Source organism: Candidatus Palauibacter sp. (assembly GCF_965261555.1).
In the GTDB taxonomy this organism is placed as follows: domain Bacteria; phylum Gemmatimonadota; class Gemmatimonadetes; order Palauibacterales; family Palauibacteraceae; genus Palauibacter.
The window spans coordinates 2,657,270-2,667,904 of record NZ_OZ253465.1 but is presented as its reverse complement, the minus strand read 5'-3'; the positions used below and the strand labels follow the sequence as shown (position 1 = coordinate 2,667,904).

The window sequence follows — 10,635 nt, the reverse complement described above, 5'->3', positions numbered from 1 at the left end:
GTTCACTCCAGAACCGCCCCGGAGCAAGCGGGGCCCGCCGCACGCTTGAGCGCCGCCCGCTCCTTCGGAGACAACTCACGGGTCGCTCCCGCTGCCAGAGCGCCCAGTCGAATCGGACCGAACGAGGTCCTGCACAACCTCAGCAGCGTGACGCCGAGCGAGGCGAGCATGCGTCGAATCTCCCGGTTTCTTCCTTCCGCCAGGACGATCTCGACGGTGGGCGACGACGTATGCGGTGGCGTGATCCAGCGTGCGCGGCGGGCTCGTGCGGGTCCGTCTTCGAGCGCCACGCCGGCCCGCAGCCGCTCCGGAAGCTCGGCCGTCACGGGCCCGCGCAGTCTCGCGTGGTAGACCCGCTCGATTCCGGTCCGGGGGTGGAGGAGCCGATGTACGACGTCCCCTTCATTCGACAGGAGGAGGAGACCCTCGCTCATGAAATCCAGCCGGCCGACGTGAGGCAGGTGGCGGACCTCGGCGGCGAGCAGATCGTAGATGATCGGACGCCCGCGGGGATCATGCCGCGTGCACGTGTACCCCGGCGGCTTGTTGAGCGCCAGCCAGAGTACCGGCTTCAGGCGGACGCGGCGGCGGTCCAGTTCGACGTGTGCGGAATCCGGATCCACCGTGGTCCCGAGCTTCGTCACGACTTCGCCGTTCACGCGGACGCGGCCGCTGACGATGAGATCTTCGCTCCCGCGGCGGGAAGCCACCCCTGCCCTGGCAAGATACTTCTGCAGTCGCATGAGCCGTCGGCACCCGGTGTGGCTAGCTCTCGCCAGGTTCTTCCGGCGGCGGCGCGCCATCGGTGAACGCCTCCGAGTCGGTGCGCACGAGCGCCACGGACAGCTCCTCCGGCGCCGGGAGATCATCCAGCGACTGCAGGGCGAAGTGATCCAGAAAACGGGCTGTCGTCCCGTAGAGGAGCGGCCGCCCGAGCCCCTCCCCCCGCCCCGTGACCTCGATCAGCTCCCAGTCCTGGAGAGTGCGCAGCACCGAAGTGGACGCCACGCCCCGGATCTCCTCGACCTCGATCCGGCCGATGGGCTGCCGGTACGCGATGATCGCGAGCGTCTCGAGCGCAGCCCGGGAAAGCGTCGGAGGCCGGGGCACCGACTCGAACCGCTCGAGGTACGGCACGAATTCCGGACGCGTAAGGATCTGGAATCCGTCCCCCAGCTGATAGACCTGGAAGGCCCGTCCGTCCGTGTCGTAGTGCTCGCGCAGCGCGGCGAGCGCCTCACGGACGCGCCGGACGTCGAGCGCGTCGTCCGCCCGGGCGAGTTCGCGCGCGGTGAGCGGCGTCTGACTGGCGAACAGTGCGGCTTCCACGATCTGCTCGGGACTCACGCCGTCCCCTCTCCCCCGTTATCCCGCGAGCGGGGTCCGAAGAGCCAGATCGCACCGAATCGCTTCACCTGCTCCAGCCTCAGGAGCTGCTGTCTGGCGAGTTCCAGACAGGCGAGCAGCGCCGCGACGACGTGCTGCCGCTCCTGCCACGAATCGAACAGCCGATTGAACGGCACCCGGCGGCTCTCGCCCAGTAGACGTCGGATGACGACGATCTTGTCCTCGACCGGGACGATGCGTATGGGGGCGACATGCGTCGTGATGGGATCCGGTCCCCGGATATCGCCGAGCACCGCAAGGAAGTCGTCGGGCGTCGTCGCGAGTTCGAGGTCCTCGGCCTCGCGCGGAGGCCGCGGAGGCAGGAAGCCCTTCGACATGTGTCGCCGCCGCTCCAGTTCGGCTGCGCCCAGCGTCCGCGCAATCTCCTGAAACAGCTCATACTCCAGGAGACGCCGCACGAGTTCGGCCCGGGGATCATCTTCCCATTCCGTGTCGCTGCGCCCCGGCAGCAGGAGTTGCGCCTTGATGTGGACCAGGGTCGCGGCGAGCTCCAGAAACTCCCCGGCGCGATCGAGCTCCAGGCGGTCGAGGCCCTCGGTGAGGGCTTCCTGGAACTGCCGGGTTATGGTGGAGATCGGGATATCGAAGATGTCGATGTCCTGCGAACGGATGAGGTGCAGGAGAAGATCGAGGGGACCCTGAAACCGGTCGAGCTCCACGACGAACGGCTGCGCCGCCCGCTGGCTTGGAAGTCGGTTGGGAACCGCCGTCAAGGAACCTCCCTGCACGCTCGGGCCGGCGGAAACCGAGGATCGCCGACCGATCCGTGCCCAATGTAGCACGGGCATACCCGCGGCGCGTACCCCCGACACCCGCGTTCCGCCGGACATTCCGAGTTGGAGGTATCGGGCAAGTCTCGTATGTTCCCGCGTTGATTTTTGGACGGATCGGAGCGGCCGCCTGCAACCCGCCGCGCCGACCCGCCGCAGAGGGAAGAAAAAAGAAGGAATCGAATGCCGAATAACGAGAGTCAGAAGAAACGGCTGCGCCAGTCGCGCGCGCGGAGACTCCGGAACCGCCAGGTGCGGTCCGAGATCCGGACGAGGACCAAGCACCTCCTCGCCACGAAATCGCCGGACGAGGCAACGCCGGCGCTGTCCGAACTGTACCGCATTCTCGACAGAGCGACCCGGCGAAACGTCATCAAGGCGAACACCGCGGCCCGCCAGAAGGCGCGAGCGGCGCGGCACGTCAACAGCCTGGGGTAGCGTCCCGCCCCGCCCGGCAGCGGGGTCTTGCCACCGCCTGCCAGGCCGCCCAGGCCGGCGCGGGCTAGTCGCGGTAGCGGGTCTCGCCGCCGACGATCGTGCACTTCACGCGGCCCGTCACCTCCCAACCGCCGAACGGCGTGTTCCGGCTCTTCGAGCGGAAGCTCGCGGGGTCGACCGTCCACTCCTCCTCCGGATCGAAGAGGACGAGATCCGCTCGACTTCCGGGGCGCAGCGTGCCGCCCTCGATCCCCATCAACCGGGCCGGCGCCGTGGACATCCGCTCGACGAGCTCGAAGAGCGGGAGATCTCCCGGCTTCACGAGTTCGCCGATGCACACGGCGAGCGCGGTCTCGAGACCGACGATGCCGAACGGCGCATCGTCGAACTCGCGTTCCTTTTCCTCGTAGTGGTGCGGCGCGTGGTCCGTGGCCACGCACTCCAGCACGCCGTCGATGAGCCCCTGCCGGACCGCCCGGCGGTCGGCCGCGGACCGGAGCGGCGGGTTCATCTTCGCCTCCGTGCGGTAGCCGCGTACCGCCTCTTCGGTCAGCGCCATGTGGTGCGGTGAAGCCTCGCCGCTCACCCGCACGCCGCGCTCGCGCGCGAGGCGGATGAGTTCGACCGCTTCACGGGTCGAGACGTGCTGAACGTGTACGTGCCCGCCCGTGAGTTCGGCGAGATAGATGTCCCGCGCGACGACCGTGGCCTCCGAGGCGTTCGGGATCCCGCGCAGGCCGAGCGCGGTGGCCACGGCGCCTTCGTTCATCACCCCTCCGGCCGAGAGCGCCATGTCCTCCGCGTGCTGAAGGACGGGGATCCCGAAGGACTGGGTGTACTCGAGCAGGCGCCGCATGAGCGCCGGATCGTGGATCGGGTGTCCGTCGTCGGTGACCGCGACCGCGCCCGCCTCGACCAGGCCGCCGATTTCGGTCATCTGTTCGCCGGCGAGGCCGAGCGAGGCGGCGGCCACGGGACTCACGCGCGCCCCGCCCTCCCCCTTCCGCGCCCAGCGCCGCGCCTCTTCCCGCACGAAGCCGACCGCGGCGGGGTCGTCGAGCGGCGGATCCGTGTTCGGCATCGCCCAGATCGTCGTGAAGCCGCCCGCCGCCGCGGACTGCGCGCCCGTGCGGATCGTCTCCTTGTGCTCCGCGCCCGGTTCCCTCAGGTGGACGTGCACGTCGATCAGCCCAGGCGCGACGACGAGTCCCTCCGCCTCGATCCGGGGGATGCCCTCCGGCCCCGCCACGCCCTGCTCGACCGCTTCGACCCGTCCATCCCGCACGAGGACGTCCCGCACCTCGTCCAGCCCCGAGGAGGGATCGATCACCCGGCCGCCGGTGAGAAGGAACGATCCGCTCACGGTGCCGCCGCCTTGGCGTCTTCGGCCAGCTCCGGGCGTCCGCCCGCGAGCAGATAGAGGACGGCCATCCGCACGGCGACCCCGTTCGTCACCTGCGGAAGGATCACCGAGCGCGGACCGTCCGCCACATCGGAGTCGATCTCGACGCCCCGATTCATGGGCCCGGGGTGGAGGACGATCATCTCGTCGCCGGCGCGACCGAGGCGCTCGGAACTGACGCCGAACACCCGGTTGTACTCGCGCAGCGACGGGACGTAGCCGCCCTCCATCCGCTCCAGCTGAAGCCGCAGCACGTAGAGGACGTCGCACCACTCGATCGCCTCTTCGATCGAGCCCAGCCGCTGCACGCCCAGCTCCCCGATCCCTGCCGGGATCAGGGTGTGCGGCCCGCACACGGCGACGTCGGCCCCGCATTTCAGGAGGCCCCAGATGTTCGAGCGCGCGACTCGCGAGTGCAGGATGTCGCCGACGATGCAGACGCGCCGGCCCGCGATGGCCCCGAACCGGTCCCGGATCGTCAACAGGTCGAGGAGGGCCTGCGTGGGATGCTCGTGCTGACCGTCGCCGGCGTTGATGACGTTGGAGGGAATCCGGTCCGCGAGGAACTTCGCCGCCCCGGATGATCCGTGACGCACGACGACCATGTGAATCCTCATCGCCTCGAGGTTGCGCGCCGTGTCGACGAGCGTCTCGCCCTTCTGCACCGAGGAACCCGCGGAGGAGATGTTCACCGTATCGGCCGAGAGCCGCTTCTCCGCGAACTCGAAGCTGATGCGGGTCCGGGTCGAGGGTTCGAGGAAGAGGTTGACGATCGTCTGCCCGCGGAGGACCGGCACCTTCTTGATCTTGCGCTCGCTGATCTCCTTGAAGGGCTCCGCGGTATCGAGAATCGCCTCGATCTGGCCCCCCGTGAGGGATTCGAGTCCGATGAGGTCCTTTCCGAACCCGGGTTCCCGGCCCTGGGTCGTCATGCTCCCGCCTCCGGAGCGGCGCGCAGGGCGATGATGTCGACGCCCCAGTCGCCGTCCGTGTCCGCGACGCGCACCGCCACGTCCTGGTTGGGGCCGACTTCGACCACGCGGCCGACGTAGTCGGGCTGGATCGGGAGCTGGCGCCCCCCGCGATCCACGAGGACGCAGAGCTGTATCCGGCGCGCCCGCCCGAAGTCCGACAGCTCCCGGAGCGCGGCCCGGATCGTTCGTCCGGTGTGGAGCACGTCGTCGACGATGACGATGTGCGCGTCTTCGATGGACTCCGGGATGCGGGTGGTCCCGACGAGAGGGAGCGCGCCGACCTGCCCGAAATCGTCGCGATAGAGCGTGATGTCGAGCGAGCCGATGGGAACGGGGCCGCGCGTCGGCTCGAGGTGACGGCCGATCTCGGCCGCGATCGAATCGCCGCGACGGTGGATGCCGATGAGGATGAGGCGGGCGTCGGGCTCGATCGCCCGGTCAAGCTGCGCGGAAAGCTCGGCAAGGAGCCCTCGGGCAGCGGCCTCGTCGAGGACGTTGTGCGTCAGTGTCGTCTCGGCTTCGCTCGATCCGTCGCGGGCGGCTCGGCGTCAGCAGCCCGTGGCTGCCGAGCGGCCCCGGTCGGGCGGGAGTATAGATCGCGCCCCTGCCGCGATCAACGTCGCCCGCCTCCCCTCTCCCCGCGCCAACCTGCGTTGACCCTCGCGAGATCGCTCCGGTAGGTTCGGGCATGCGCATACGATCCGACGTCTTCCGGCGCGCCGGACGGTGGCTTCTGTTGCCGGCGCTCGTCCTGCCCGCCTCTCTCCCCGCCACCGCCTTTGCGCAGGACGGCCCCTCGCTCACCGTGGAGGGGCCCGCCGTCGTCCTCACGAATGTTCCCTTCTCTCTCACACTCCATGCGGAGGACGGGGAGAACGCCCGCTATCGCGTGACATCCGCCTCGGGACGCGAACTCGCCGCCGGGGATCTGCCCATCCGCTCCGAGACCTCCGTCAGCGGGCTGCGGGCCGCGGAAGGGGACCTCCCGCTCTCCGTGGAGATGACCTCGGATCAGGGATCGGCGAGTGCAAGCGTGGATCCGCCGCAATTCCCGGGCTGGATCAGCCTCCTTCCGCCGATCATCGCCATCGCCCTCGCGCTCATCTTCCGCCACGTCGTCGTATCGCTCTTCTTCGGGATCTGGCTGGGCGGATTCTTCATCGCCGGCCTCGACCCGCTCGCCGGGTTGGGCCGCACCGTGGACACGTTCATCGTCCCTTCGCTCGCCGACACCGACAACGCCTCGATCCTCATGTTCTCCGCGCTGCTGAGCGCCATGGTGGGGGTGATCTCGCGCTCCGGGGGCACACGCGGGATCGTCGAAGCCCTGCGGCCGCTGGCCACCACGCCGCGCCGCGCGCAACTCGCCACCTTCTTCGCGGGCGTCGGCATCTTCTTCGACGACTACGCGAACACGCTCATCGTCGGGAACACCTTCCGCCCCGTCACGGACAAGCTGAAGGTGTCGCGGGAGAAGCTGGCCTACCTCGTGGATTCGACGGCCGCCCCCGTCGTTACGATCGCCTTCGTGTCGACGTGGGTCGGCTTCGAGATCTCGCTGATCCGCGACGGACTCCGGATCGCCGCCGAGCAGACCGCCGACCCCGCGCTGGCCGGGGCGCTTGCCTCCGCGAGTCCCTTCACGGTCTTCCTGAGCAGCATCCCGTACCTCTTCTACCCCATCCTCGCCCTGGTCATGGTCGCGGCGGTGATCGCCTCGCAGCGGGATTTCGGTCCCATGCATGGGGCGGAGACGAGGGCGCGCACGGGTGGCGGCGTCTTCCGGCCGGGGTCGCAGTTGATGGTGAACTCGGAGGAGACGGGGCTCGATGCGCCGGAGGGCGTGCCTCTGCGCTGGTACAATGCGGCGATCCCCGTGCTGACGGTGGTCCTGACGGTCCTTCTGGGGCTGTATTTCGACGGCCGCGCCGCCGTGGGGCCGGCTTCGCTCTGGGACACGTTCGGCGAGGCGGACCCGTTCAAGGCCATCCTGTGGGGTTCGCTCGCCGGCTGCCTGGTCGCGATCGGGCTGGCCGTGACGCAGCGCATCCTGACGCTGAGCCAGGCGCTCGACGGCTGGCTCGCCGGCATCCGGGCGATGACGATGGGGTTCGTGATCCTCACCCTCGCGTGGTCGCTCGGCGAGGTCACGAGTCAGCTCGCGACGGCGCCGTACCTGACCCAGATCCTCGAAGGCAACCTCGCGCCGGAACTCGTCCCGGTCATCACCTTCGTGACGGCCGCGATCGTCAGCTTCTGCACCGGCACTTCATGGGCCACGATGACCATCCTGCTCCCGCTCGTGGTCCCGCTCATCGTCGCCCTCGGCGGCGCCACCGGCTTCGAGGCCGGAGGCGGCGAGCTGCTCGTGAGTTCGATCAGTTCGGTCCTCGCCGGGTCGATCTTCGGGGACCACTGCTCGCCCATCTCCGACACGACCGTGCTCAGCTCGATGGCGTCGGCGTGCGACCACATGGACCACGTGCGGACGCAACTTCCCTACGCGCTCGTCGTCGCGGTGGCCGCGATGCTCTTCGGCCATGTGGGGACGTCTTACGGACTGTCGCCCTGGATCGCCCATCTGCTGGGGATCGGCACGGTCATCGTCGTGCTGCGCTTCGTCGGAAGGCCCGTTCCCGCGGGAAGCTGACGGCCCCGCCGTCGCGCGCACACGCGGGGTCGTCTCCCGGGGCCGGGGGGCAGCCGCCGTGACGCGGATTTCGTGACACGCGATTGATAATCCATTATCATCTGGCCCTGATGAAAAACTCTCTCGCAACTCTCGCAACGGCCCCGTCGAGGCTCCCGTCGGGTACGTCTCTGGCTTCAGGATCGCGCGTGGTGGCGTGCGCTGCGGCATGGTGTGGCGTGCATTGTGCGCTCACGCCGTTTCTCGTCGCGGCGGCACCCGCGCTCGCGCTCTCCGAAGGCGTCGAGCGAGCGGTCTGGGCCGGGACCTTCGTCCTCGGCGCGGTCATGCTCGTCCTGGGCCCGGCCCGCAGGAACGCGGCGGTGATGCTCATCTTCGCGGGGGGGACCGCACTCTGGTTCGCCTCCCTCGCCGGTTGGCTCGAGCCGCTGCCCGAGACCGCGACGTCGACCGCCGGGAGCCTGGTCCTCGCAGGCGCGCTTTTTCAGGGCGCCCGTGTCTGCCAGGCCGGCGCGGGCTCGTGCGCGGTGTGTGACGAAGAGGAGTCCACGGATCAACGAGGCTGACGCCGACCGCCCCCTCCGCCCCCTTCGGTCCGGGTAGGCTACCAATGCAACGAGACACCCGTCAGCGCAGGGCGATTCGGGATGTGTTCATGAGTGTCGAGCGTCCCCTCACCCCGGATGAGATCCTCGAGCACGGCCGGCGGATCGTGCCGTCGCTCGGGATCGCGACCGTCTATCGGAACGTGAAGGCCCTCGTCGCCGAGGGGTGGTTGTCGGAGGTCAAGCTTCCGGGCGGTGGGCTTCGGTACGAGTTGGCCGGGGGGCCCCATCACCACCACTTCCTCTGCCGCACGTGCGATCAGGCGTTCGACGTGGACCTGTGTCCGGATGAAATCGAAGAGCTGGCGCCCGAGCGCTTCGAGGTCGAGAGCCACGAACTGGTTCTCTTCGGCCGCTGCGAGGAGTGCGTGTGACCGGCCTTCCGAGCCGCCCGGCCGCCCTGAGGTCTGGCTAGCGCCGCTGGCGGAAGAAGTCCCGCAGGAGACTCGCGGATTCCTCGGCGAGCACGCCGGACACGAGTTCCACTCGATGGTTCAGCCGCGGGTCGCAGACCAGGTTTTCGATCGAGCCACACATCCCCGCCTTCGGATCCGCGGCTCCGAACACGACGGTATGGACGCGCGCCAGGACCGCGGCGCCGGCACACATCGCGCACGGTTCGAGGGTGGCGTACAGGGTGTGTCCCTCCAGTCGCCAGTCGCCGAGGCGGGCGGCGGCGGCGCGCAACGCCAGGACCTCCGCGTGCGCCGTAGGGTCGGAGTCGGCGCGCGTCCGGTTGTGCGCCTCCGCCACGATCTCGCCCTTCGAATCGAGGACGAGCGCGGCGACGGGCACCTCCCCCCTCTCTCCGCCGAGGGCCGCGAGTTCGAGCGCCCGCCGCATCGGCGCCTCGTGCTCCGCCGGCCACGTCCGGTTCACGCCGTGGCTATCCAGGCGTCGAGGGCACGGGCCGCGGCGAGAACCCGGGCCAGGGTCCGCTCCCGTCCCATCGCTTCGAGCACTTCGAAGATGCCGGGACTCACACCCTGGCCCATGAGCGCGACGCGGAGGGGATTGATGACCCGCCCCGCGCCCACCTCGAGTTCCGCCGCGAGCCCCCGCACTTCGGATTCCAGCGTCTGCACGTCGCGGAACGCGGCCTCCCCGGCAAGACGCTCCGCGAGACGCCGGAGGTGGAAAGCCGCCTCCTCCGGCCGCTTCCAGAAACGCTTCACCGCATCTTCGTCGTAGCGGATGGTCGCAGCGAAGAAGGGAGAGACCTGCCGCGCGAGCGCGGAGAGCGTCCGGGGGCGTCCCTTCACGAGATCGATGATTCGCGCCAGGCGCTCCGGTGAGGAATCGAGTCCGGGGTGGGTCTCGGAAAGGTCCCGCCCCTCCTCCCGCGCTTCCCGGCCGAGAATCTCGACGACGGCGCCGGCCAGCTCGACCGCCGGAGCGTCGGCGATGTGGCGTCCGTTCAGCCAGCCGAGCTTTTCGAGGTCGAACACCGCGCTCTTCTTCAGCACGCGGCCGATCGAAAACGCCTCGATCAGGCCTCCGACGTCGAACACCTCCCGGTCGTCTCCCGGAGACCAGCCGAGGAGCGCGAGGAAGTTCACCATCCCGGCGGGCAGGTAGCCCTCGTCGCGATAGGCGAGGACGGACATCGCGCCGTGGCGCTTGGAGAGTCGCTTGCCGTCCGAACCGAGGATCAGGGGCACGTGTCCGAAGGCGGGGAGCGGCCGGCCGAGGGCGCGATAGAGGAGGATCTGCTTCGGCGTGTTCGAGAGATGGTCATCGCCGCGGATCACGTGGTTCATCCCCGCCTCGGCGTCATCGGAGACGACGGCGAGATTGTAGACGGGCGTCCCGTCGGAACGGAGGATGATGAAGTCGTCGATCGACCCGGCCGGAAACGACATCGTCCCGTGGATCATGTCCTCCCACTCGATCGCCTCCTCCGGCGCGCGAACCCGGACGGCGAACGGCTCCCCCGCAGCGGCCCGCGCGTCCGAGACGGCGGCGTCCAGCCGCCCGCAGCGGCCGTCGTACCCGTACCCCGCCCCGGCCCGCTTCGCCTCCTCGCGCCGCGCGGCGAGTTCCTCCGCAGTGCAGAAACACCGGTAGGCGGCGCCCTGATCGAGCAGCTTCAGGGCATCGCGCCGGTGGCGTTCGACGCCGTCCGCCTGAAACACGGGACCTTCGTCCGCATCCAGACCCAGCCATGCGAGTCCGTCCAGGATGGCCTGCGTGTGTTCGGGGCGGGAACGCGCCCGATCCGTATCCTCCACGCGCAGGAGAAACGTCCCGCCGGCGCGGCGAGCATACAGCCAGTTGAACAGCGCCGTGCGCGCGCCGCCCACGTGCAGGAAACCGGTGGGGCTGGGGGCAAACCTCACCCGGACCGTCATGAACGCTCCTCTTCCGTCGGGGAACCGGTCGAACTCCG

The 10,635-nt window shown here is 69.4% G+C and carries 12 protein-coding genes; 4 read left to right on the top strand and 8 right to left on the bottom strand.

Translation table 11 applies throughout. The features are described 5' to 3' along the window. Window positions 1-2 precede the first annotated feature (2 nt). The 3 genes from ACQY5G_RS11485 to ACQY5G_RS11475 are packed head-to-tail and all read right to left on the bottom strand — an operon-like array spanning window position 3 to window position 2,120. On the bottom strand, window positions 3-743 hold the full coding sequence (locus tag ACQY5G_RS11485) for a pseudouridine synthase (protein ID WP_428274104.1): 741 nt from the start codon (window positions 741-743) through the stop codon (window positions 3-5). Between the two features lie 22 nt (window positions 744-765). Next, window positions 766-1,347, bottom strand: coding sequence for an SMC-Scp complex subunit ScpB (gene scpB, locus ACQY5G_RS11480; RefSeq protein ID WP_428274102.1), 582 nt, complete (start codon window positions 1,345-1,347; stop codon window positions 766-768). Continuing rightward, window positions 1,344-2,120 (bottom strand): segregation and condensation protein A, encoded by a 777-nt coding sequence (locus ACQY5G_RS11475; RefSeq protein WP_428274100.1) that lies wholly within the window; start codon window positions 2,118-2,120, stop codon window positions 1,344-1,346. Before ACQY5G_RS11475 ends, scpB begins: the two co-directional genes overlap by 4 nt. Window positions 2,121-2,360: 240 nt before the next feature. Between ACQY5G_RS11475 and rpsT the strand changes: the two genes are divergently transcribed. Then, the gene (gene rpsT / locus ACQY5G_RS11470) at window positions 2,361-2,615 is read left to right on the top strand and encodes a 30S ribosomal protein S20 (RefSeq protein ID WP_420616522.1); all 255 of its coding nucleotides are present in this window, start codon (window positions 2,361-2,363) and stop codon (window positions 2,613-2,615) included. A 64-nt stretch (window positions 2,616-2,679) separates the two neighbouring features. On the opposite strand, the gene ACQY5G_RS11465 is transcribed toward rpsT, so the two are convergent. The 3 genes from ACQY5G_RS11465 to pyrR are packed head-to-tail and all read right to left on the bottom strand — an operon-like array spanning window position 2,680 to window position 5,497. Further along, window positions 2,680-3,978: a dihydroorotase gene (locus ACQY5G_RS11465; protein ID WP_428274098.1), complete on the bottom strand. Its 1,299-nt coding sequence runs from the start codon at window positions 3,976-3,978 to the stop codon at window positions 2,680-2,682. Continuing rightward, window positions 3,975-4,949, bottom strand: coding sequence for an aspartate carbamoyltransferase catalytic subunit (locus ACQY5G_RS11460; protein WP_428274096.1), 975 nt, complete (start codon window positions 4,947-4,949; stop codon window positions 3,975-3,977). Before ACQY5G_RS11460 ends, ACQY5G_RS11465 begins: the two co-directional genes overlap by 4 nt. Then, window positions 4,946-5,497, bottom strand: coding sequence for a bifunctional pyr operon transcriptional regulator/uracil phosphoribosyltransferase PyrR (gene pyrR / locus ACQY5G_RS11455; protein WP_428278686.1), 552 nt, complete (start codon window positions 5,495-5,497; stop codon window positions 4,946-4,948). The genes ACQY5G_RS11460 and pyrR overlap by 4 nt, the downstream gene beginning before the upstream one ends. A gap of 182 nt (window positions 5,498-5,679) precedes the next feature. Here pyrR and ACQY5G_RS11450 point away from each other — a divergent pair, with 182 nt between their 5' ends. From ACQY5G_RS11450 to ACQY5G_RS11440, 3 genes are all read left to right on the top strand, one after another. Continuing rightward, window positions 5,680-7,641: a Na+/H+ antiporter NhaC family protein gene (locus ACQY5G_RS11450; RefSeq protein WP_428274094.1), complete on the top strand. Its 1,962-nt coding sequence runs from the start codon at window positions 5,680-5,682 to the stop codon at window positions 7,639-7,641. Window positions 7,642-7,832: 191 nt separating this feature from the next. Then, a complete protein-coding gene (locus tag ACQY5G_RS11445) occupies window positions 7,833-8,207 on the top strand; it encodes a MerC family mercury resistance protein (protein ID WP_428274092.1) in 375 nt (124 codons plus the stop codon). A 44-nt stretch (window positions 8,208-8,251) separates the two neighbouring features. Continuing rightward, on the top strand, window positions 8,252-8,620 hold the full coding sequence (locus tag ACQY5G_RS11440) for a Fur family transcriptional regulator (RefSeq protein WP_428274090.1): 369 nt from the start codon (window positions 8,252-8,254) through the stop codon (window positions 8,618-8,620). A gap of 37 nt (window positions 8,621-8,657) precedes the next feature. Here ACQY5G_RS11440 and tadA read toward each other — a convergent pair whose 3' ends face one another. After that, complete coding sequence (gene tadA / locus ACQY5G_RS11435; RefSeq protein WP_428278685.1) at window positions 8,658-9,089, bottom strand: tRNA adenosine(34) deaminase TadA; 432 nt, start codon at window positions 9,087-9,089, stop codon at window positions 8,658-8,660. Window positions 9,090-9,121: 32 nt separating this feature from the next. Further along, on the bottom strand, window positions 9,122-10,597 hold the full coding sequence (gene gltX / locus ACQY5G_RS11430) for a glutamate--tRNA ligase (RefSeq protein ID WP_428274088.1): 1,476 nt from the start codon (window positions 10,595-10,597) through the stop codon (window positions 9,122-9,124). Window positions 10,598-10,635: the final 38 nt, after the last annotated feature.

Excerpts from the sequence above, each read along its gene's own strand:
- ACQY5G_RS11485 (WP_428274104.1), bottom strand. The coding sequence starts at position 743 with ATGCGACTGCAGAAGTATCTTGCCAGGGCAGGGGTGGCTTCCCGCCGC.
- rpsT (WP_420616522.1), top strand. The coding sequence starts at position 2,361 with ATGCCGAATAACGAGAGTCAGAAGAAACGGCTGCGCCAGTCGCGCGCG.
- ACQY5G_RS11460 (WP_428274096.1), bottom strand. The coding sequence starts at position 4,949 with ATGACGACCCAGGGCCGGGAACCCGGGTTCGGAAAGGACCTCATCGGA.
- ACQY5G_RS11450 (WP_428274094.1), top strand. The coding sequence starts at position 5,680 with ATGCGCATACGATCCGACGTCTTCCGGCGCGCCGGACGGTGGCTTCTG.
- ACQY5G_RS11440 (WP_428274090.1), top strand. The coding sequence starts at position 8,252 with ATGCAACGAGACACCCGTCAGCGCAGGGCGATTCGGGATGTGTTCATG.
- tadA (WP_428278685.1), bottom strand. The coding sequence starts at position 9,089 with ATGCGGCGGGCGCTCGAACTCGCGGCCCTCGGCGGAGAGAGGGGGGAG.
- gltX (WP_428274088.1), bottom strand. The coding sequence starts at position 10,597 with ATGACGGTCCGGGTGAGGTTTGCCCCCAGCCCCACCGGTTTCCTGCAC.